General features: G+C 41.7%; 34 protein-coding genes and 1 tRNA gene. 34 read left to right on the top strand and 1 reads right to left on the bottom strand.

What is annotated here, in order from left to right; genetic code table 11:
- Positions 1-44: 44 nt before the first annotated feature.
- Positions 45-413 carry a helix-turn-helix domain-containing protein gene (locus CPZ25_RS07170; protein WP_096920666.1) on the bottom strand — a complete coding sequence of 123 codons (369 nt, stop codon included), beginning with the start codon at positions 411-413 and terminating at the stop codon, positions 45-47.
- Positions 414-564: 151 nt separating this feature from the next.
- Here CPZ25_RS07170 and CPZ25_RS07165 point away from each other — a divergent pair, with 151 nt between their 5' ends.
- The 34 genes from CPZ25_RS07165 (at position 565) to CPZ25_RS07005 (ending at position 18,377) form a co-directional block, all read left to right on the top strand.
- Positions 565-795, top strand: coding sequence for a helix-turn-helix transcriptional regulator (locus CPZ25_RS07165; protein ID WP_243129358.1), 231 nt, complete (start codon positions 565-567; stop codon positions 793-795).
- A 9-nt stretch (positions 796-804) separates the two neighbouring features.
- A complete protein-coding gene (locus CPZ25_RS07160; protein WP_096920667.1) occupies positions 805-1,146 on the top strand; it encodes a helix-turn-helix transcriptional regulator in 342 nt (113 codons plus the stop codon).
- The gene (locus CPZ25_RS07155) at positions 1,143-1,409 is read left to right on the top strand and encodes a hypothetical protein (RefSeq protein ID WP_096920668.1); all 267 of its coding nucleotides are present in this window, start codon (positions 1,143-1,145) and stop codon (positions 1,407-1,409) included. Before CPZ25_RS07160 ends, CPZ25_RS07155 begins: the two co-directional genes overlap by 4 nt.
- Positions 1,410-1,616 (top strand): hypothetical protein, encoded by a 207-nt coding sequence (locus CPZ25_RS07150; protein ID WP_096920669.1) that lies wholly within the window; start codon positions 1,410-1,412, stop codon positions 1,614-1,616.
- Positions 1,616-1,891, top strand: a complete 276-nt coding sequence (locus CPZ25_RS07145; protein WP_096920670.1) for a hypothetical protein — start codon at positions 1,616-1,618, stop codon at positions 1,889-1,891. The genes CPZ25_RS07150 and CPZ25_RS07145 overlap by 1 nt, the downstream gene beginning before the upstream one ends.
- Positions 1,842-2,189 (top strand): hypothetical protein, encoded by a 348-nt coding sequence (locus tag CPZ25_RS07140; RefSeq protein WP_133067097.1) that lies wholly within the window; start codon positions 1,842-1,844, stop codon positions 2,187-2,189. The genes CPZ25_RS07145 and CPZ25_RS07140 overlap by 50 nt, the downstream gene beginning before the upstream one ends.
- A 2-nt stretch (positions 2,190-2,191) precedes the next feature.
- Entirely contained in the window at positions 2,192-3,058 is an 867-nt protein-coding gene (locus CPZ25_RS07135) for a hypothetical protein (RefSeq protein WP_096920672.1), read from the top strand.
- A gap of 8 nt (positions 3,059-3,066) precedes the next feature.
- Positions 3,067-3,384: a hypothetical protein gene (locus CPZ25_RS07130; protein WP_133067098.1), complete on the top strand. Its 318-nt coding sequence runs from the start codon at positions 3,067-3,069 to the stop codon at positions 3,382-3,384.
- 88 nt (positions 3,385-3,472) lie between these two features.
- A complete protein-coding gene (locus CPZ25_RS07125) occupies positions 3,473-3,970 on the top strand; it encodes a helix-turn-helix domain-containing protein (protein WP_096920674.1) in 498 nt (165 codons plus the stop codon).
- Positions 3,971-4,315: 345 nt separating this feature from the next.
- Positions 4,316-4,654 carry a hypothetical protein gene (locus CPZ25_RS07120; protein WP_096920675.1) on the top strand — a complete coding sequence of 113 codons (339 nt, stop codon included), beginning with the start codon at positions 4,316-4,318 and terminating at the stop codon, positions 4,652-4,654.
- On the top strand, positions 4,654-5,379 hold the full coding sequence (locus tag CPZ25_RS07115) for a hypothetical protein (protein WP_096920676.1): 726 nt from the start codon (positions 4,654-4,656) through the stop codon (positions 5,377-5,379). The genes CPZ25_RS07120 and CPZ25_RS07115 overlap by 1 nt, the downstream gene beginning before the upstream one ends.
- A 90-nt stretch (positions 5,380-5,469) precedes the next feature.
- On the top strand, positions 5,470-5,793 hold the full coding sequence (locus CPZ25_RS07110; protein ID WP_096920677.1) for a hypothetical protein: 324 nt from the start codon (positions 5,470-5,472) through the stop codon (positions 5,791-5,793).
- On the top strand, positions 5,786-6,427 hold the full coding sequence (locus CPZ25_RS07105; protein ID WP_243129357.1) for a YqaJ viral recombinase family protein: 642 nt from the start codon (positions 5,786-5,788) through the stop codon (positions 6,425-6,427). Before CPZ25_RS07110 ends, CPZ25_RS07105 begins: the two co-directional genes overlap by 8 nt.
- 11 nt (positions 6,428-6,438) lie before the next feature.
- On the top strand, positions 6,439-7,326 hold the full coding sequence (locus CPZ25_RS07100) for a DUF1351 domain-containing protein (protein WP_096920679.1): 888 nt from the start codon (positions 6,439-6,441) through the stop codon (positions 7,324-7,326).
- Positions 7,305-8,306, top strand: a complete 1,002-nt coding sequence (locus tag CPZ25_RS07095; RefSeq protein ID WP_096920680.1) for a recombinase RecT — start codon at positions 7,305-7,307, stop codon at positions 8,304-8,306. The genes CPZ25_RS07100 and CPZ25_RS07095 overlap by 22 nt, the downstream gene beginning before the upstream one ends.
- Positions 8,307-8,308: 2 nt before the next feature.
- Positions 8,309-8,713 (top strand): single-stranded DNA-binding protein, encoded by a 405-nt coding sequence (locus CPZ25_RS07090; RefSeq protein WP_096920681.1) that lies wholly within the window; start codon positions 8,309-8,311, stop codon positions 8,711-8,713.
- Between the two features lie 39 nt (positions 8,714-8,752).
- A complete protein-coding gene (locus CPZ25_RS07085; RefSeq protein ID WP_096920682.1) occupies positions 8,753-9,631 on the top strand; it encodes a hypothetical protein in 879 nt (292 codons plus the stop codon).
- Positions 9,624-10,172: a replicative helicase loader/inhibitor gene (locus CPZ25_RS07080; RefSeq protein ID WP_096920683.1), complete on the top strand. Its 549-nt coding sequence runs from the start codon at positions 9,624-9,626 to the stop codon at positions 10,170-10,172. The genes CPZ25_RS07085 and CPZ25_RS07080 overlap by 8 nt, the downstream gene beginning before the upstream one ends.
- Before the next feature lie 3 nt (positions 10,173-10,175).
- On the top strand, positions 10,176-10,430 hold the full coding sequence (locus CPZ25_RS07075; RefSeq protein WP_096920684.1) for a hypothetical protein: 255 nt from the start codon (positions 10,176-10,178) through the stop codon (positions 10,428-10,430).
- On the top strand, positions 10,427-10,738 hold the full coding sequence (locus CPZ25_RS07070; protein WP_096920685.1) for a hypothetical protein: 312 nt from the start codon (positions 10,427-10,429) through the stop codon (positions 10,736-10,738). The genes CPZ25_RS07075 and CPZ25_RS07070 overlap by 4 nt, the downstream gene beginning before the upstream one ends.
- The gene (locus CPZ25_RS07065) at positions 10,735-11,034 is read left to right on the top strand and encodes a nucleoside triphosphate pyrophosphohydrolase family protein (RefSeq protein WP_096920686.1); all 300 of its coding nucleotides are present in this window, start codon (positions 10,735-10,737) and stop codon (positions 11,032-11,034) included. The genes CPZ25_RS07070 and CPZ25_RS07065 overlap by 4 nt, the downstream gene beginning before the upstream one ends.
- Positions 11,018-11,356 carry a PDDEXK family nuclease gene (locus CPZ25_RS07060; protein WP_207670849.1) on the top strand — a complete coding sequence of 113 codons (339 nt, stop codon included), beginning with the start codon at positions 11,018-11,020 and terminating at the stop codon, positions 11,354-11,356. The genes CPZ25_RS07065 and CPZ25_RS07060 overlap by 17 nt, the downstream gene beginning before the upstream one ends.
- Entirely contained in the window at positions 11,349-11,828 is a 480-nt protein-coding gene (locus tag CPZ25_RS07055; protein ID WP_096920687.1) for a hypothetical protein, read from the top strand. Before CPZ25_RS07060 ends, CPZ25_RS07055 begins: the two co-directional genes overlap by 8 nt.
- A 3-nt stretch (positions 11,829-11,831) precedes the next feature.
- Positions 11,832-12,239 (top strand): hypothetical protein, encoded by a 408-nt coding sequence (locus tag CPZ25_RS07050; protein ID WP_096920688.1) that lies wholly within the window; start codon positions 11,832-11,834, stop codon positions 12,237-12,239.
- Entirely contained in the window at positions 12,236-12,586 is a 351-nt protein-coding gene (locus tag CPZ25_RS07045) for a hypothetical protein (RefSeq protein ID WP_133067100.1), read from the top strand. Before CPZ25_RS07050 ends, CPZ25_RS07045 begins: the two co-directional genes overlap by 4 nt.
- Positions 12,583-12,762 carry a hypothetical protein gene (locus CPZ25_RS07040; protein ID WP_096920690.1) on the top strand — a complete coding sequence of 60 codons (180 nt, stop codon included), beginning with the start codon at positions 12,583-12,585 and terminating at the stop codon, positions 12,760-12,762. Before CPZ25_RS07045 ends, CPZ25_RS07040 begins: the two co-directional genes overlap by 4 nt.
- Positions 12,759-12,926 (top strand): hypothetical protein, encoded by a 168-nt coding sequence (locus CPZ25_RS20400; protein ID WP_167495186.1) that lies wholly within the window; start codon positions 12,759-12,761, stop codon positions 12,924-12,926. Before CPZ25_RS07040 ends, CPZ25_RS20400 begins: the two co-directional genes overlap by 4 nt.
- Positions 12,923-13,288: a hypothetical protein gene (locus CPZ25_RS07035; protein WP_096920691.1), complete on the top strand. Its 366-nt coding sequence runs from the start codon at positions 12,923-12,925 to the stop codon at positions 13,286-13,288. Before CPZ25_RS20400 ends, CPZ25_RS07035 begins: the two co-directional genes overlap by 4 nt.
- 311 nt (positions 13,289-13,599) lie before the next feature.
- Positions 13,600-14,292, top strand: coding sequence for an FAD-dependent thymidylate synthase (gene thyX, locus CPZ25_RS07030; protein WP_096920692.1), 693 nt, complete (start codon positions 13,600-13,602; stop codon positions 14,290-14,292).
- Positions 14,293-14,746: 454 nt separating this feature from the next.
- Positions 14,747-15,169, top strand: a complete 423-nt coding sequence (locus tag CPZ25_RS07025; protein WP_096920693.1) for a sigma factor-like helix-turn-helix DNA-binding protein — start codon at positions 14,747-14,749, stop codon at positions 15,167-15,169.
- A 225-nt stretch (positions 15,170-15,394) separates the two neighbouring features.
- Positions 15,395-15,472 (top strand) — tRNA-Ile (locus CPZ25_RS07020).
- A 180-nt stretch (positions 15,473-15,652) separates the two neighbouring features.
- Positions 15,653-16,456 carry a DUF2971 domain-containing protein gene (locus tag CPZ25_RS07015; protein WP_096920694.1) on the top strand — a complete coding sequence of 268 codons (804 nt, stop codon included), beginning with the start codon at positions 15,653-15,655 and terminating at the stop codon, positions 16,454-16,456.
- Between the two features lie 60 nt (positions 16,457-16,516).
- Complete coding sequence (locus tag CPZ25_RS07010; RefSeq protein ID WP_207670848.1) at positions 16,517-16,978, top strand: helix-turn-helix domain-containing protein; 462 nt, start codon at positions 16,517-16,519, stop codon at positions 16,976-16,978.
- Positions 16,971-18,377, top strand: a complete 1,407-nt coding sequence (locus CPZ25_RS07005; RefSeq protein ID WP_096920695.1) for a DEAD/DEAH box helicase family protein — start codon at positions 16,971-16,973, stop codon at positions 18,375-18,377. The genes CPZ25_RS07010 and CPZ25_RS07005 overlap by 8 nt, the downstream gene beginning before the upstream one ends.

Below are 18,377 nucleotides of genomic sequence, written 5' to 3'. Positions count from 1 at the left end.
ATTTTATTAAAAACGTTTTACATACGATGCAAAAGAAAAGCAAGCTATTCCTTGCTTTCTCTAAGTGCCTTTTGCCCCTTAAGTACAGTTAGGACGGCTTGCTTTTCTTCGTCGGTCCAAAGATCATAATCTTTGAACATAGCCCGCATATCGCTGTCTTTAAGGAAAGCTTTCAAATCATCTACTTGTTCAGCTTCGGTATCTGTAAGAGTAGGATCATCCGATAGACCTAATAAATAATCAGATGAGACTCCAAAATATTCAGCCAACTTTTTTCTGTTTTTATTATTAGGCATCCGTTTATCAATTTCGTACATTCCGATAGTGCCAACGGACACACCTAAAATATCGGCTAAATCTTGTTGAGTAATGTCTTTAGACTCCCGGAGCTGCTTTAATCGTTCACCAAACATATTCTCACCTCTTGTTATTATAATATCACATTCTGTTATAAATGTGAACGGATTAAAAAAATGTTATAAATGTTATAAAAACACTTTACAAAAATCACAATATGTTATATAATGTTTATAACATAAAGTTATAAGAAAGGAGGCATAATAATTGAACAATATTGAGAAGTATCGTGTTGAAAAGGGCGTGACGCAAGAAAAAATGGCAGAAGATCTGAATGTTAGTCAAGCAGCTGTTGCTCAATGGGAGTCAGGCAAAAGAAACCCACCATTGAAAAAGGCAAAAGAAATATCAGATTATTTAGGAAAATCTATAGACAAAATTTTTTTTAACATTGATTATAACAATATGTTAGAAAATAAAAAGATGAAAGCCAGTTAGGAGGAAAACATGAACATACAAAATTTTTTACACCTCGAGCGTGAGCGACAAGGTTTAAGTAGAAAGGAAGTAGCGGAAAAAGCTGGATGTACTTCAAGAGCCGTTGAACTTTGGGAAAAAGATCAACGCAGTATGAAGCTAGAATATGCAGAAAGAATACTTGACGCATTGGGTTTTGAATTGATGATCGTGAACAAAAAAGACGATAAAAAAGTTGTTCGCTACGATGTTGCCCAGATCAAAGGAACAGAAGAAACAAAGCTGCTTTTGGAAATGGGATGGAGATTGTTAGATGTTGTATCTACACAAGATGGAATAATTAATGTTTTGGGAAAGGAGGTGCAGGAATGAACGATAAGGTAGCTAAAATCTTTGAACTTGCCAATCTTTTTAACTGCAATGCAGTGCTGGCAGAAGTTGTTAAAAATGATCCTGAAATGGACGATATGCTGTACATCGACATTGACACTTCGTACAACGAATGGGACGGCGAACGAGTTACCAGAAAGAAAGTGGAACGAAGCTTTGAAATTTCTCTTTACGATGATGTGAGAAGTAATGAAGAAATGGACGAAGCAATCGAGACCTTAAGTTTCCTATGTGAGGTGGCATAAATGAACAGCTTTTATACCACAAAGGAAATCTTAAACCGGATTGAAACACATATTGAACAGTTCGGCGGTCAGATGCCGGAAGCCGTTTATTATAGCGATTTAGAAAAAATCGGTATTCTCAAAGCAGGTAAGAAAATTACAGAAGCAAAATACAAAGACCTGATGGTTAGATTATCCATGCAGGTAAATCTGATGGAGGTAGCATAATGGACTATACAATTAATCGTGGTGTTATTCGCAAGCAAGTGTCACAGATTTATACCGATATAGAAAGCATAAAAACACTTGGAAACGGCACAATTGAACATGCTATGGAAGTAGGCAATATTCAAGGCCGTATTAATAATTTAACAATTCTTGGCTTGATTAGCGATGAAGAACACAATGCTTTATTTCAGCGATTGATGAAAGCTCAGAAGGGAGGAAAGCATAATGTTCGATATACCGCAGAGCGTACAGACACAGTACCGTGCTCTTTCTGATCTGATGGATAAAAATCCAAATAGTTTGAGTGTGTCTCCAACAGATGCCGCTAGGGTGATGGGAATGGATGTGGAATGCTTGAAAATGTCTGCTTACCTTGGCAAATGTCCGTTTGCAATCGGCGGTGATAGCGGACCTTATACACAGCGGTTTACTAAAATTCCAAAACTCCCATTTTTTAACTTTATGATGCAGGGCTACTGGCAATTTGAAATGTTCTCTATGATGCAAAAATTTATTGACGAACAAAATAAACTGATTGTTGAATTTGACCAACGGATCAGAAAGGCGGCATAAAAATGGAATTGAATTTGAATAAGGAAGCCATTAAGCGATGCAATGATAACTCAATGATGGGTACGAGGGGGGACAACCTTGCCATTGAGGCTGAGTCTCGATTGTTGGCATTTGATCAGAATTTTCGTTCTATAAAAAACCTGAGTCCTGAACAAAAGGAAATGCTGAAAGAGCGCAGAGAAAGTTACAAGGCTTTAATCGAAAAAACTTACAACACAATCCTTCAAAAAGATTCTGAAATAGTTTCTGTTGCAGTGGCGGGTCCATCTAAATATGATCGTGCTGGCAATCAAAAAAAGCAACAGCGTTTATGGAAATATGAAGAAGAAGCGTTCGGCAAAATTAAGCGCTTCATTGAAAACACACACAAGCGGTTAAAAGATCTCGAACCCTTGGAAGTATCCCTTGAAAGAATAAAAAAGGGGCACTGGGTATTTGGAGAGGCCATATCGTCTGACGATCCTGATGCTTTATTAAAACTAAAGGCAAAAGCACTGTATTTCAGAGAGCGGCAAGAGCTTATGAAAGCACATAACAAGGCAGCTAGAAGGAATAGGAAACCAGTACCCTATCCACCTTATGAGCTTAGCAACAACAGACAAAATTTGAAATCGACAGAAGAACGCATTGCCCAGCTCGAAAAAATAAAAAATTCAGCATTCGAGGAGATGGTGTTCGATAATTGCAAGATTATACCGGACAAAGATGACAACCGGGTGCGCATCTTCTTGGATGGAAAACCTGAGGAAACGGTAAGGGCACGATTAAAACAAAACGGCTTCCGGTGGAGTCCTAAAAACGGAGCCTGGCAGCGACAGTTGACTGAGGCCGCCATGCGTACCGCTAAATTAATTGCAGAATCTTTATAGGTTGAGCTATGAAAAAATGGATTGTTACATTAGTTTTCAGCATTGCGCTGAGTCCGTTGTTTGTATATTTTGTAAATTTTTATAGACCTAAACCAAGTATCGGCGGCGAAGTTTTGCTGTTACCGATGGTCTTGGGAGTTGTGTATTGGGTGAGAAAGGAGAAAGAAGAAAAACATGCCAGAGACAACAGCCGAAATAGTGATAAACGCCTTGATTGCGCTAATGCGAATAGTGAATCAGACGGCGATTGTATTGAGAATTGCAGTGTTTATAGAGCTCGTTTTAATAATGATATTAGCGGTCATTCTGGCCGGAGGGTTTCGTAGAATTATGTCAGATCTTATCGGTCGGAGAAGAAATTGAAAGCTAAATAGGTCTATGTACATATTTTATAACAGTAAGGAGAGAAAAAGAATGAATGATACGGGAGCGAATATATACCGTATTGCTAGAGAAAACGCCAAAATCACACGTGAAAAGGCATCTGAATTACTAGATATATCCTATAAACAGTTAAGCAACTATGAGAATTATTGCAAGGCAATAGGACTTGGGATGCCGCCGGATAAGATGGTAATGAGCATGGCAGTTGTTTATCAAGCTCCATGGTTAATGATTTCCCATTTATTGGAAAACAATGAAATTATACGCCTGATCTTTCAAGACTGCAAAGTGGTTGATGATTTGGCTCTATCAATTTTGTTAGAGCAAAAAGAAATGGATGATGTTCTCAGGGCGATTCCAGATATGATTGAAGCCCTTCGAGATGGAAAACTTGATCATGAGGACGAAGCGGTTACAAACAATTTTATCAAAGAATCTTTGGAAGCGGCATTTGTATTGATTTCAGGAGCTTTCAGTCAAAAAATAGAAAAGCACCCGCTGGTAACAGGTGCGATTCTGAATACTTAAGTTATTTGTTTAAAAGAATTATATCACGGTTATAGGGTTCTGTCAAAGGAGAAACGAAGTGCTGTATCAAGGTATTCCACCATAAAGTATCCTTACATCTGTATCGGCCATGTTGTTTACAAAAATAAGAAAAGAGGTAATCCTCCGGGTTGCTTAGTTAGGCCGATAATTTCCCAAAATTCCTATTAATAAAAATGCATACATACAAATGATCTTTTGTTTAGTTTGCTCGGGCAGAAACGAGTGGTATTTCTGCAATAGTAATAATAGTAGACGGGATATGCCGGCACCGCAGCGGCTGGCCTGCGGTATTGCTCCAGTATTCAAGGATAAAAGGAGGACAAAATGAAACTTAATGAAATTGGCAACGGCGGCTTACAAGAAGTGTATGATCTGGCAGAAAAGAAAATTATTGAAAATGCCAAAGACCCGAACACGGAATATAAAGCGAACCGAAAAATTACCGTCGAATTAAAATTTAAGATGGACGAAAACAGAGAGGTTATTAATCTGGAATACTCCGTTAAGCCAACGCTGGCTCCTGTGAAGAGCAATTCTACAAATCTGCATCTATACAAGGATACCGAGGGCGAATACAACATGAAAGAGATTGGTAACCATATTCCCGGACAGGAAAAAATGAAAATTGATAATGTGGTAAGCATGGAAAGAGAGGCTAAATAATGGATTTAACAAGAGATTTTATCGAAAAAATTGAGGAAATGACAGCACCAACGATTGAGGAAATTGATGGACACTATTACAGCAACAAGAATTTACACCATATAACACAGCCAAAGGCAGCCCCGCTTTATATTAAGACACTGACAAGCTTAATTGCCTATTTACAGGATAATCGAGATACCCTACCACTCAATGATTTAATCATTAATGTTATTGATGATCGACACATCGTCGTTTATTCAAGCTTAGATAGTGATATGAAAAGAGACATTTTCCTACAGGTAGACGCGGACACACCAGAGCTTTATCTCAATGATTTCATGGATCGGGAAGAATTTAATATTATGCTGCAAGCCAATTTTGTCGATGCGCATGACCGGGCCAAGGTTTTAAGTGTCATCGGAAGTATGAAGATGGACAATTCCGTACAGGTTGATGATGATGGCGTTACGCAGACCGTTTCCAGCGCTTCCGGTGTCGTTCTGGTGAAGGAAGAAAAGATTCCGAACCCTGTTACACTGGCTCCGTTCAGAACATTCAGCGAGATTGAGCAGCCAAAAAGCTCTTTTGTACTGCGAGTCAATGATCGTGGTCGGGTTGGTTTATTTGAAGCTGATGGTGGTGCATGGAGAAATACGGCGATGCTTCGCATTAAGGAGTATTTGGACAATCATCTCAACGAAGGCAAAACAGGTGAAGAAAAATTGTTCAGTATCATTGCATAAAAAAACAGCCGGGTAACGTCGTGGAGTTGTTGCCCGGCCATCAAATAACACTTTATATAAATCATATCAAATTTTAAGGAGAATGACAAGATGATTGCAGTAAAAATTGACAAAAGCAAAAGTATAGCATTTTCGGTAGAAATCGAAGGAAGAGTAGAGGATATTTCACAAGAACTGTGCAACATTGTTTCTGGCATTATGCAGACAATGGTCAGTAATGTGCCACCGCATATTAAAAAACCATTGAGCCTTGATCTTATTGAGTCCGTTATAGAGGGCATAGTACATGGGTTAGCAAGTGAAAAAGATATTGGAATCGTACGGGTTGAGACATTAAAATCGAATCCTTCATTTGAGGAGGATTCATTAAAACAGGTTTTTGAAAAAGCCTTTGGAGAGATCTTCGGTGTCTGATCAAGAACGCCAGCATTGGCTTGGAAATCGGAAGAAAGGGATCGGCGGCAGTGATGCCGCCTGTATCCTGGGGTTGAATCCATGGAAAACCAATGTCCAGTTATGGAAAGAAAAAACAGGACAGGAAGAGCCTGAAGATATTTCAGATAAGAGTGTCGTTATTTATGGAAAACAGGCTGAGGAACATCTAAGACATTTGTTTGAACTGGATTTTCCACAATACAAAGTCGAATATGACGAATTTAAGATGTTTCATAATACCGATAACCCTTTTATCTTCGCAACACTTGACGGATGGCTCACAGCCGCTGACGGGCGAAAAGGGGTGCTGGAAATTAAAACCACAGAAATAATGAACAGCCGACAATGGAGGAAATGGAATGACAACAATATACCGGATAATTATTACATTCAAGTGCTTCACCAGCTCTTAGCGACAGGGTATGATTTCGCGGTACTAAAGGCGCAAATTAAGTACCGAAAAGGTGATGATATGAGCCTTACAACCCGTCATTATTTTATAGAGCGTGAAGAAGTGAAAGATGATATTGAACTACTTCAGGAAAAAGAAATTGAATTTTGGGATATGGTTCAAAAAAGAATGGAACCGCCCTTGCTGTTACCGAGCATTTAGGAGGTGCGAATATGGAATTTAAACTTGAAAGACCGATCGAACAATTACTTCCTCAGTCAGTAAATTTTAACTACGAACAGTTAAAAGCTGAATTACAGGGAAGTCTTGAGAAATACCAAAACATGGTAGTGACCAAGGATAGCATCAAAGACGCAAAAGATGACCGGGCGAAGCTGAATAAGCTGAGAACCAGTATTGATGACCAGCGCAAGATCATTAAAAAAGCGTGGAATGTCCCTTATGACGCATTTGAGAAAAAAGTCAAGGAACTTACCGGCTTGATCGGCGAACCGATTGCTACGATTGACAAGCAGCTGGCGGTTTATGAGGATCAGCGAAAAGCAGAAAAAAGGGAAGAAATCGAGGAATACTTTGATGAGAAAATCGGCTGTTATGCTGGGTTAATTCCCTTTGATAAGGTCTTTGATCCGAGATGGTTAAATGTATCTTATGATATCAAGAAATCAAAAGCGGAAATTGATGATCTGATTAAGCGTGTAGAGATTGACGAAAAAGCGATCAAGGATTTGGAGGTGGAATGTGAACAGCAGATGCTGGACGCCTATTTCCAGACTTTGGACTTATCGGCGGCAATGGCAGAAAAGAAACGGTTCGAAGATCGTATTATGCAGCTGGCAGAACTGGAAAGGCAGAGACAGGCCAAAGTACAGAAAGTAGCCGAAGCAAAGCAGCAAAAGCCAATCTACCAAGAAGTTCCTGCAAAAGCGGCGGAACAGCCTGTAAATACCAACAAGAAAAAAACAGTGACACTCCGCTTTGAAGTGGATGTTGACAGGGAACAGATGATGGCACTTAAAAAGTGTATGATTGAAAATAACATTCAATACAGAAAAATTGAGGAAGGAGATCGTGAAGAATGGCAGTCCAAAACAGCTTAACCAAACAAGAAGCCAAGAAACCTACTTTTTCATCCTATATTACATCAGAGGGTGTAAAAAGAAAAATTAACGAAATGGTCGGTGGCAAAGATGGGCAGCGGTTTATTACTTCAATTATTTCAGCGGTAAGTACAAATAACGCTTTGGCAGCCTGTGATCAGGGAACAATCCTATCAGCTGCAATGCTAGGAGAAAGTCTAAAACTTTCTCCTAGCCCTCAGCTGGGACAGTATTACATGGTTCCATATGATCAGAAAGAAAAGAGAGATAAACAAGGAAACATTGTTCAGCATGCTAAAAAGGTTGCTCAGTTCCAGCTTGGTTATAAGGGGTACATTCAGTTAGCCGAAAAATCGGGACAGTATAAAAAACTTAATGTTGTCTCCATAAAAGAGGGAGAACTCGTAAAGTTTGATCCTTTAAATGAGGAAATCGAAGTGAATCTTATCGAGGATGAAGAAGAACGAGAAGAAGCGAAAACCATTGGCTACTATGCGATGTTTGAGTATTTAAACGGCTTTAGAAAAGCCATTTATTGGTCAAAAAAGAAAATGGAGAAACACGCAGATCGTTATTCTAAAGCGTTCAATTTAAGTGTTTACGAAAAAATCAATACTGGAGTTATACCAGCTAAAGACCTTTGGAAGTATTCTTCATTTTGGTATAAGGACTTTGATGGAATGGCTCATAAAACGATGCTGCGGCAACTCATCTCCAAATGGGGAATTATGAGCATTGAAATGCAGACCGCTTTTGAGAAAGATATGACAGTTATTGATGAAGATGGCAATGCAGAGTATGTCGATAATATAGAGTACGAAGCGGATTCCGACTATATTGAAATGACGGAGACAGAAGATATACAAGAAGCTGCCATGACTGAACACGAAGAATCTGACGATGCACAAATGACGATCCTGCCAAACGAAGCAGAGGACGAAGTATTTTCAGAGGATGATTTTTTTAATACGGAGGTATAGCTGTGAATAAGGTGATCTTAGTCGGACGCATCGTCCGTGATCCGGAATTGCGCTCAACCAATACTGGAAAATCAGTGGCGACATTTTCCTTGGCCGTTGACAGACGGTTTAAGCAGGAAGGGCAGCCGGAAGCTGACTTTTTCAATATTGTTGCATGGGGGCGGCAGGCTGAGGTTATTTGCCAGTATCTCGGCAAGGGCAGACAAATTGCTCTCACCGGAAGATTACAGTCCCGATCCTATGACGCCCAGGACGGCTCTAAGCGCTATGTAACAGAGGTTGTTCTGGAAGAGTTTGATTTTATTGGCAGTAAAAATGACAGCCCGGCACCGGCAGACGGATTGAACAGCTTAGACTTAGGCGATGACTTCTCGTTAATGGCCGATGATGACGAACCGCCATTTTAAAAGTATGCGTGACAAAAACGCAGGAAAGGAGGTGGCCCCTTGAATTACATTGCAGAGTTAAATGCATTCGACCGATGGCTCGAAACAAATTACTTGCCCGCACTGTCCGAGTTGCTGTGGCGCAAAATGGTTGCGCTGTTCAATAGATGTGGGTGGGCTGAGTGGATTTCAGTAGATAACCAGCGGTTAATGGGTTTAATCCAGGTAAAAAGAGAAGCCACCTTCATTGACTACCGGAATAAACTGGTGGAGGCCGGATTAATCGAGTACCAGAAAGGCAAAAAAGGCAGCCCGAACCGGTACAAACTGATTTCGCTTTCAGAAGGAAAAAACAATAACACTTTCACCAGCGAAGTACAAACCGAAGTGAATCCCGTAGTACAAAGCGTAGTGAATCCAGTAGTACAAAGCGTAGTGAATCCAGTAGTAAATCCCGTAGTCAAAACCGTAGACATAAATAAACTAAACCAAACTAAACAAAACAAAACAAATGATACCCCCTATAGTCCCCCAAAGGGGGACGCACCCGAACCTGTTCCAAGAGAGACTGTGCAATACAAAAAGATTGCCGACTACTGGAACAGCGTCTGTACCGAACTGCCAAAGGTGCAGGCCCTGAGCGACAACCGCAAGAAAGCCGTTCGGGCAAGGGTGAAGGAACATGGGGAGGAAACCGTCCTGCGGGTCATCGCCCTGGTGAAACAGAGCGACTTCCTGTGCGGGCGAACCGGCAACAACTGGAACGCCAGCTTTGACTGGGTGATGAAACCCGCCAATTTCGTTAAAGTTCTGGAGGGGAACTACGTCAATAAGGCGCCGGCGCCGCCAAGTCCGCCGGGAACAGCCAGGCGCCTTGACGATCTAACCGATAACCCCTTTTTAAAAATAGCCATGGAGGAGGAAATGAAAAATGAATGATACAGAAGCCGCCAAGGTTTTAGCGACCTTGAGAGCGGCCTACCCAAATACCTATCGGGATGTAAAGCCCGCCGACGCAAAAGCCGCCGTGAACCTTTGGACAAGGATGTTTAAAGACTACCCTTACGAGACCATCGACGGCGCAGTGATGGGCTTTATTGCCAACGACAAGAAAGGCTTTGCGCCCGTACCCGGACAGATCATGGATATGGTGCTAAAAATTACCCAGGAGCCCGAGTTGACCGAAATGGACGCCTGGTCCATGGTGTCCAAAGCCCTGCGAAACGGCATTTATGGGGCCGAAGAAGAGTTTGATAAACTGCCAGAGGTCGTTCAGCAGGCCGTAGGGTCACCGAGTATGATCCGAAACTGGGCACAGATGGAATGCGACGCTGTGGAGTCCGTGATCCAGTCCAACTTTATGCGCAGCTTCCGGGCCAAGAAAAAAGCCCAGCGCGAAATGGCAGCCCTGCCAACCGATGTGAAAGAAACCTTCGAGCAGATCAGCGGCGCCTTCGACATGAAAAAGATTGCGGGGTAAGGCATGAGAGCAACCGTCAGAGCTAAAGACCTGCCAACCTACAAGCTGGCACCTTGGGCCATGAAATACAGCGTTGACCGGGAAAAAGGCATCCCGGTCGAAACACAGTTCAAGAGCACCCGAATGTTTATTGTGCAGGACCACCTGCTTATTATCAGTGATTCGACAGGAGAAGCCCTGACCATTGCCTTGGAGAACATACACGCCCTTGTGGCAGAACTGATGGACATTGAGGAAATGTATGGGAGAAACGAATGAAAGATTTAAGAGAACTGAATCCATATCGGGTTAAAAATCCGTTTGTAGAAGCAATACTGCCCCTTAGCAACCCACGGAACAGTGGCATTTTTGAGTTTAAAAGAAACGGCGCAATTATGCATGTGATCGCATCCATTGATGGCGGCAGAGAGCACGTCAGCGTCAGCTTTGGCAATAAAGAGCTATCCGAAAAAGATATAGAATGGTTAGCGAAGCAGTTCTTTAAACCAGAAGAGCTAAATGCGGTTTACGAAGGTCCCCCGGGAATGCCAGAAGCGCATACCCGGCATTTGTGGAGGCAGCCATGACCAAAGAACAGGAAGCGGTCTTAAAAAGAGCGCTTGACCATTACGGCATTGACAACCAGCTCACCAAGGCCGTGGAAGAGATGGCTGAATTGACAAAAGAGATCTGCAAGCTGAAGATCGCCGGACAAAACCTTAACGGCGCGGATCTGATCCGGGCTAAACAGCACATTCTGGAAGAAAAAGCCGACGTTTATATTATGCTGATGCAGTTAGACCTGTATTTCGGGGAATCCCTGGCGTATATTGACGCTAAAATAGCACGATTGAAGGAGCGGATGGATGAAAGCAAAGATTAACAGCCGACAGAAAGGCGCCCGGGGAGAACGCGAGCTGGCAAGACGATTCCGGGAGCAAGGCTATGATTGCCGCCGGGGCCAGCAGTATAACGGGCTGGAAGGTGAGGACGTGGTCGGACTGCCGGGTGTCCACGTGGAGTGCAAGCGCGTGGAACGGCTGAATCTTTACGACGCCATCGACCAAGCCAAACGGGATGCCGATCAAAAGCTGCCAGCCGTGTTCCACCGAAAAAACAACTGTGAATGGCTGGTAACCATGCCACTTGAGCAATGGTTTGAAATTTACAGAGAATGGGAGGCAGGACAGGAGAAGGGTGTTTGACTTAAAACAATGGGCCGCCACCAACAAAGTCACCAACAGCCAGCTCTGTCGAATGTCTGGCATCTCTGAGAGCACCATTGCCAGTGTGATGCGTGGGTGCAGCTGTACGGAGCGGACATTAAAGAGCATCTGCCGGGGGATCGGGCGGTCGTATGATCCGGCAGAATGGAGAAATCCGATCAAAGCGTCGTTAAAGCCTGTTCCGGTTGTGGACTATGATCGGATTAGGAATTATCGGGATCGGCGCTCTATGGAGGAATTGAAGCGAAATCTGGCCGTTGGTGAAATGGTTCGGGTGGCCTTTGACGGAAAGAATAAAATCCGGTGGGAATCTGGAGAGATTATTAGGATTTACGGCACACACGTCGGCGTGGATGTGCGGCTGCGGACGATTCGGGGGAATGAATTGATCCTGCGCAAGAGCTACATGATTGACGATGTGGTGAAGTGGAAAACAAACTCGGAGGTTTAAAAAATGAGTAAAAACTACATGCCAGAAGTCGCCCGTATGTTGGGCGTGGAAATTGGAGAAGAGTTTGATATTCTTGTTAATGAAGCGGAAATGCTCGTGCATGGCCCGTATAAAATTATAGATAACGCAATTGTTGATTACGTAGGGTGTAAGACCAAAAACTTACTTTATGGATTATTAACCGGAGAATACACCCTCCAAAAACGCCCGTGGAGACCGAAAGAAGGGGAGCCGCATTGGTTTGTTCTTCCTAATGGGAGTGTTGGATTGGGCGTCTTCTACAAAAACAACGCAAGAAGCCTCTCCTTGCTAAACATGGGAAACTGCTTCCAGACCGAAGAGGCAGCCTTGGCAGCAGTGCCCGAAATGTTGGCGAAATTCGAGGAGATAAAGAAGGAGGTACGGGAGTGATGGATGCCGTTGAATATTTAAAACAAAAGAATAGAATGACAAATAACTGCACTATAGCGTGCAACATTTGTCCTTTGGCCATTGAAAATAATAATGGAAATCTTGTATGTGCTAATAGAGACACTATATCTTTGGAAGAAGCTGTTGCCACTGTCGAAAACTGGGCAAAAGAACATCCGGTCAAAACCTACAAGAGCGTATTTTTGGAGAAGTTTCCAGATGCAAAGATTGAAAAAAACGGTGTTCCCTACCCATGCATAATTTATTTTTTCGGTGAAAAAGTTAGGCCTAGGGCTTGTGGTAATTGCAGTTGTACATATTGTTGGGACAGGGAGGTAGAAGAATGAGTAAAGAATATATTATCGCGGAAGAAGAATTACGGGATTTGCTTGAAAACCGAGCTAAACTCTGGGCTTTAGAATGTGCCGGTGTTGATAATTGGGAATGGTATGATGAAGCCCGATCCAACATAGAAGAAACGCCGGAAGATTTAAGTACGCTTTACATGGAGGTAGAAGAATGAACCGAGTGAAATTTAAAAAGCCCGATACCGATAAATGCGATGGCTGTCGGTTTTGCGGATGGGATAGCGAATATCAAGAATATCACTGTTATGCTCCTTGGTGCGAAGATGGGAGCACTTATGTTAAATATAAAGGGATTTATAAAAATGGTGAGTGGATATGATGAAGCGATTAACCGAAAAAGAACAAGATTATTATCGACTTAAAGACTATCAAGACCCATGTAAGGCGATAGATCAGCTTGGACGATATGAAGATATTGGCTTTTCGCCAGAAGAACTACAGGAGATGGTTGATAGGCAGAAATGGCACGTTGTGGCTGAGAGGGATTTGCCGCCGAAACCGGAGATCGGCATGAAAAAGTATCTTATCACAAAAGTGCGCGAACAGGATTTCCGTAAAAAAATGGTCACTGAACTATATTGGGATGGAAATGGATTTTACCACGGACTATTCAGCAGCGAGATACGAGACATTTTAGCCTGGCGGGAGCTGCCGGAGCCGTGGGAAGGAGCGGTGAAGTGAATCGCTGCGAAGATTGCATTCTCTACCAGTTCTGTACCTACGATCGAACGGGAATCTGTGAGGCGGAGAATTTTAAAGATGTTATCCCGGACGATAGTGTAAGAGAGGAGTTAGTAAGTGAATAAAGTAGGTTGGTATTATCTTTGCTTAATATGCATCATGATTTTTGGGTGTGCGGCAATAGGTTTTTGTGCATGGGTAACGAAAAGCGCATGGTGTCTTTGGGGGCTAATCCTAATCATGTTTGCTATGGAGGATGTTGAAAAGCCAATATAAACAAATTACTGGCAAAGCCAGAGAAAGAAGGAATTATGAAAGTTATTAAACCTTATATCGAAATTATGGAAGAAATTGACCACGATAAAATTTTGAAAAAGTTAGAACGCTGTGGCAGAACGTGCTATAAGTCCGAGGATAAGATTACAGAAGAATCAGCTGCTCGGTTTATTAAAGGGATTGTGAAATCAGGACATGAATCGGTTATTGAACACCAGAACATTACCGTTAAATTCATCTGTGATCGTGGAGTAAGTCACGAGATTGTAAGGCACCGATTGGCTTCTTACAGTCAGGAATCGACACGGTACTGCAATTACGAAGATGAATTAATCGTAATCGAACCATCTTATTTAGACGAAAATAGTAGTGTGACAGATAGCAACGGATTGAATGCTTATTGGCATTGGGGAGCTGCTATGGAAGAGGTTGAGTACAATTATAAAAAATTGCTTGAATTAGGGTGTAAGCCAGAAGAAGCTCGGGCTGTTCTACCCAATAGCCTGAAAACAGAAGTTGTAATGACCGCAAATTTAAGGGAGTGGCGCCACTTTTTCAAACAGCGTTGTCAGAAAGCAGCACATCCGCAGATCAGGGAACTGGCATTAGCGTTACTCAAATACTTTCACGAGGAATTGCCAGAAGTTTTTGAGGATTTGTGGGAGATTTATTATAGCGACATCGCATTTGACTTGCCAGAGGTAAAAGAAGCATGGCAAACAGAATAAAAGCTGTACGCAGAACCTGTGCAAATTGCAGGTTCTGCCATCCCCAAAAACAATATTGCAATAGGTTTCGGAGTAGACTTAAAAAAAACGAACCCTGCACAGGCCATCATTTTAATGATGCAGCATTGAATGTTGTTGATGATTATATTAAAAATGTGATGCAAAAGGAGTACCATGGATAATTTGATTAGCTTTGCTCTGGGATTAATACTCGGATTCTCCATCGAGTATAGATTCAGCAAATACTTGTTTAAACATTATTATCACCTTGGAATTGTACACGAGAAAAACGAAGCCCTTGAAAAGCAGATAAACAGAAAGGAAGATTGCAACCGACATTAATGTCGGTAACAAAAAAAGGTGCATCTTTCGATACACCCCACTTGCGATTTCCCGCAAGCAATCCGTAGCTCTATTATAGGGGAAAATAGAATTTAAAGCAAGTGAGGTAAAGATGGACACCAAGAAGATGTTTGAAGAATACTGGAATAACAAGGCAAAAATAGTGCTGTGTGAGAATCTAATCGAAAACCGAAAAATGGATATGCTCCCGTCCATGACGCAGACTTTATCTCATGCACCAAAAGGGAAAGGGAATGAAAGCGGCGTAGAAAGGTCTGTCATAGACCGTATGGAGGACGATCTTATTATTTCCTATACAAATACCATGGAAAAAGCAAAAGCTTCAATAACAGCCGTTGACAAACTTTTAAAGGTCTTAAATCCAAAAGCCCGAGGGATTGTGGAGGAACGTTATATCGAAAAAGGAACGGTCGAAGAGATCGCAGAGAAGTTTGACCTAAGTGTATCAACCGTCAATCGGACAATCAAGAATACTTTCGAAACGCTTGACCGGATTTCGCAGTATATCGTGTAGGTGACACAAAAATGACACGAAATCGAACAAAAATGACACGAAAGTGAAATTGTTTGAGTGTTTTTAACGTGATATTATTATACTCAGTTAAAATAGCTACAGCGACAAACCGACGGGTCATGACCGTGCAGGCTTAAACTGAAGCAAGACCGTCACAGGCTCAAAGTTCGATCTAATGTATGATCGGCTGGGATTTGATCACCCCCAGAGACTTGACGGAATCATACTCCATTAACTCAGTTTGGTTAGAGTCACCGCCTTATATGCGGCTGGTCCGGGGTTCAAGTCCTCGATGGAGTACCAAAAATGTATATAATCCCTGAACACTCCGAATGGCTGCGTCCCCACGCAGCAGAATACATCTCCTTAAAATATTTTGAATAATCCTCTCTGGTATTGATATTAGGGTGTTCGGGGATTGTATAAATTGAATAATACTAACGTTTATTATATAATATCGGTATATTAATCGGGAGGGTTACATTGAATAGTAAAACTAAGAAGAAATATGTTGATATGCTTAAAAACAATGAAGTTAGTATGGAAGAAATTATGCAGTTTACCGTTAAATATGTACCAGAAAGATTATTTCGGTATATGGGTTTTGGAGAGTATTGGAAAAATAATTTAATTAATGGAGAGATACATTTATCAAAACCAAAAGAGTTTAATGATCCGTTTGATTCTGTTCCATTTGTAGATTTTAGAAAATTTTGGAATGATACCGGTAGTAAAATTTTAAAAGAGAATAAAGGTTTTTGCTTTGAATTAGATGGAAACACGAGATTAAGTGATGAATATGTTTTATACAAAGAAATGATTGATGTGACTCAAGAAGAAATGCGTGTATGCTGTTTTACAGAACAAAATGAATCGCTTCTTATGTGGGCGCATTATGCTGATTCGCATAAAGGGTTTTGTATTGAATATAATACTAGCAAAATACCAGATATCATTAAACAATACATATTTCCGGTTAATTACCAAGAGAATATATATAATTCTACATACGATTTATGTCAAAATAGTAATAATATGTTCAATTTCTTATTATTTAAAAACAATATATGGAAATATGAAAAAGAATGGAGGATTGCTGTTTATCGAAAACAAATCACAAAGGATTTGAATTTTTCTGATTACATATCATCTGTATTTTTAGGAATAAAATGTGAAGAAAAAAATAAAAAAGAGGTATGTGAATGGGCAGAGAAAAAAGGGATCAACGTCTATCAAGAAAGAGTTAATTATGATGGATTTAACATAAAAATGGAACAAATTATATAATATAGTAACAGCCATTGATGATTTTTAATGGCTGTTTTTTATAGGTTAAGAGGTGAGTTAGTGGCAAAAGGTAAGTTCCAAAATTGGATAACAGAAGATGGGCTTACCGTAGTGGAAGGGTGGGCCAGAGACGGGCTGACCGATAAACAAATAGCCCATAACATCGGTATTTCAGAACAGACCTTGAACAACTGGAAAAACCGCTTTCCTGAATTTTTTGAGTCCTTAAAAAAAGGGAAGGAAGTTGTGGACTATGAAGTTGAGAATGCCTTACTTAAAAGAGCGAAAGGATTTGAGTACCAAGAGGTAACCATCGAAATCAAAACGGACTCAAGTGGAAAAGAGGAAAAACATAAAAAAATTGTAACTAAATTTGTCCCGCCGGATACAGGGGCGATCTGCTTCTGGTTAAAGAACCGGCGGCCTGATAAATGGCGTGATATCGTCAAGGAGTTAAAGCAGGAAGAATCAACGACTGCCGAAGCCTGGATGGAAGCCGTTATAGGTGCTGATGATGAGTAAAAAAGTAAGTATGCAGAGATTTAAGTACAGGATTAAGAAATACCGCCTTGATCCTGTTTTGTTTTTCCGAGAGGTTTTGCTGTTTGAACCGGACAGTTGGCAAAAGGAGGCGGCGAAAGATGTTTCTGAATCGCCTAAGGTAAGTATACGATCGGGTCAGGGTGTTGGCAAAACTGCGTTTCAAGCGGCAATCGCGCTTTGGTTTTTATGCTGTTTCCCTTACCCTCGCATCGTTGCGACGGCGCCGACCAGACAGCAGCTTAACGATGTCCTGTGGTCTGAGATTGCCAAGTGGATGGAAAAAAGCCCGGTTCTGGGAAGTATCTTGAAATGGACAAAAACATACGTCTACATGCTGGGCTGTGAAAAACGCTGGTTTGCAGTAGCTCGAACAGCGACAAAAGCTGAAAATATGCAGGGCTTTCATGAGGATAACATGCTGTTCATTGTCGATGAAGCCTCCGGGGTCGCTGAGCCGATTATGGAGGCGATTCTCGGGACTTTGTCCGGGGATAACAATAAACTTCTGTTATGCAGCAATCCGACCAAAACAAGCGGCACTTTTTATGATAGTCATACGGTCGACCGAGCGGATTACAGGGTTCATCGTGTCAACAGCATGGAAACAGAGCGCACCAACAAGAAGAATATTGAATCGCTGATCCGTAAGTATGGCAAGGATAGCAATGTGGTTCGTGTTCGAGTGCTCGGAGAGTTTCCAAAGCAGGAAGACGATGTGTTTATGCCAATCAGTCTGGTTGAAGCTGCGGTTGATCTGGAACTGTTTAAAACAGAGGAAGAAGAAAAGAAGCATCAAGTCAAAAGTATCAATATTGGTGTGGACGTTGCCCGCTTTGGGGATGATGAAACCATCATCGCTGCGAAAATAGACCGATTAATGCAGCCTTTAATCATGAGACATGGTCAAAACCTAATGGCTACTGTTGGGGATACCTTAAAGCTCTGCCGGAATCTGCATGAGAAGTATCCCTCAGTAAAAAATATCATCGTGAAAATAGATGATACTGGCCTTGGTGGCGGCGTAACAGATCGCCTGATGGAGATTAAGCAACAAGAAGCTCTCAATTGGCTCATCATCATTCCTGTTAACTTTGCTTCAAAAGTGCCAAAAGGCGTGAAAGATTCGTACTATTATGACGATATCGTGACTTACATGTGGTCGGTCGTAAGAGACTTAATGCAGAAAGACGATATTAAGCTGCCGGATGATTCAGATTTAGTCGGGCAAATGACCACCCGTAAGTATTTCATGCAGTCCAACGGCAAGATAAAACTAGAATCCAAAAAAGCCATGAAAGAGCGTGGCTTGAAGTCCCCTGACCGGGCTGACGCTGTGGTGCTGGCCTGTATGCCAGTGATCATCAATAAAAAGGAGTAG

This window comes from Eubacterium maltosivorans, from assembly GCF_002441855.2.
GTDB lineage: Bacteria > Bacillota > Clostridia > Eubacteriales > Eubacteriaceae > Eubacterium > Eubacterium maltosivorans.
This window is presented reverse-complemented; position numbering and strand designations above follow the sequence as displayed.

What these genes read in the sequence shown, in the direction of transcription:
- CPZ25_RS07050 (WP_096920688.1), top strand. Translation starts at nt 11,832, where the DNA reads ATGAGTAAAAACTACATGCCAGAAGTCGCCCGTATGTTGGGCGTGGAA.
- CPZ25_RS07075 (WP_096920684.1), top strand. Translation starts at nt 10,176, where the DNA reads ATGAGAGCAACCGTCAGAGCTAAAGACCTGCCAACCTACAAGCTGGCA.
- CPZ25_RS07115 (WP_096920676.1), top strand. Translation starts at nt 4,654, where the DNA reads ATGGATTTAACAAGAGATTTTATCGAAAAAATTGAGGAAATGACAGCA.
- CPZ25_RS07130 (WP_133067098.1), top strand. Translation starts at nt 3,067, where the DNA reads ATGAAAAAATGGATTGTTACATTAGTTTTCAGCATTGCGCTGAGTCCG.
- CPZ25_RS20400 (WP_167495186.1), top strand. Translation starts at nt 12,759, where the DNA reads ATGAACCGAGTGAAATTTAAAAAGCCCGATACCGATAAATGCGATGGC.
- CPZ25_RS07135 (WP_096920672.1), top strand. Translation starts at nt 2,192, where the DNA reads ATGGAATTGAATTTGAATAAGGAAGCCATTAAGCGATGCAATGATAAC.
- CPZ25_RS07120 (WP_096920675.1), top strand. Translation starts at nt 4,316, where the DNA reads ATGAAACTTAATGAAATTGGCAACGGCGGCTTACAAGAAGTGTATGAT.
- CPZ25_RS07140 (WP_133067097.1), top strand. Translation starts at nt 1,842, where the DNA reads ATGTTCGATATACCGCAGAGCGTACAGACACAGTACCGTGCTCTTTCT.
- CPZ25_RS07145 (WP_096920670.1), top strand. Translation starts at nt 1,616, where the DNA reads ATGGACTATACAATTAATCGTGGTGTTATTCGCAAGCAAGTGTCACAG.
- CPZ25_RS07005 (WP_096920695.1), top strand. Translation starts at nt 16,971, where the DNA reads ATGAGTAAAAAAGTAAGTATGCAGAGATTTAAGTACAGGATTAAGAAA.
- CPZ25_RS07100 (WP_096920679.1), top strand. Translation starts at nt 6,439, where the DNA reads ATGGAATTTAAACTTGAAAGACCGATCGAACAATTACTTCCTCAGTCA.
- CPZ25_RS07095 (WP_096920680.1), top strand. Translation starts at nt 7,305, where the DNA reads ATGGCAGTCCAAAACAGCTTAACCAAACAAGAAGCCAAGAAACCTACT.
- CPZ25_RS07025 (WP_096920693.1), top strand. Translation starts at nt 14,747, where the DNA reads ATGGACACCAAGAAGATGTTTGAAGAATACTGGAATAACAAGGCAAAA.
- CPZ25_RS07040 (WP_096920690.1), top strand. Translation starts at nt 12,583, where the DNA reads ATGAGTAAAGAATATATTATCGCGGAAGAAGAATTACGGGATTTGCTT.
- CPZ25_RS07060 (WP_207670849.1), top strand. Translation starts at nt 11,018, where the DNA reads ATGAAAGCAAAGATTAACAGCCGACAGAAAGGCGCCCGGGGAGAACGC.
- CPZ25_RS07125 (WP_096920674.1), top strand. Translation starts at nt 3,473, where the DNA reads ATGAATGATACGGGAGCGAATATATACCGTATTGCTAGAGAAAACGCC.
- thyX (WP_096920692.1), top strand. Translation starts at nt 13,600, where the DNA reads ATGAAAGTTATTAAACCTTATATCGAAATTATGGAAGAAATTGACCAC.
- CPZ25_RS07160 (WP_096920667.1), top strand. Translation starts at nt 805, where the DNA reads ATGAACATACAAAATTTTTTACACCTCGAGCGTGAGCGACAAGGTTTA.
- CPZ25_RS07150 (WP_096920669.1), top strand. Translation starts at nt 1,410, where the DNA reads ATGAACAGCTTTTATACCACAAAGGAAATCTTAAACCGGATTGAAACA.
- CPZ25_RS07170 (WP_096920666.1), bottom strand. Translation starts at nt 413, where the DNA reads ATGTTTGGTGAACGATTAAAGCAGCTCCGGGAGTCTAAAGACATTACT.
- CPZ25_RS07035 (WP_096920691.1), top strand. Translation starts at nt 12,923, where the DNA reads ATGATGAAGCGATTAACCGAAAAAGAACAAGATTATTATCGACTTAAA.
- CPZ25_RS07070 (WP_096920685.1), top strand. Translation starts at nt 10,427, where the DNA reads ATGAAAGATTTAAGAGAACTGAATCCATATCGGGTTAAAAATCCGTTT.
- CPZ25_RS07080 (WP_096920683.1), top strand. Translation starts at nt 9,624, where the DNA reads ATGAATGATACAGAAGCCGCCAAGGTTTTAGCGACCTTGAGAGCGGCC.
- CPZ25_RS07110 (WP_096920677.1), top strand. Translation starts at nt 5,470, where the DNA reads ATGATTGCAGTAAAAATTGACAAAAGCAAAAGTATAGCATTTTCGGTA.
- CPZ25_RS07155 (WP_096920668.1), top strand. Translation starts at nt 1,143, where the DNA reads ATGAACGATAAGGTAGCTAAAATCTTTGAACTTGCCAATCTTTTTAAC.
- CPZ25_RS07065 (WP_096920686.1), top strand. Translation starts at nt 10,735, where the DNA reads ATGACCAAAGAACAGGAAGCGGTCTTAAAAAGAGCGCTTGACCATTAC.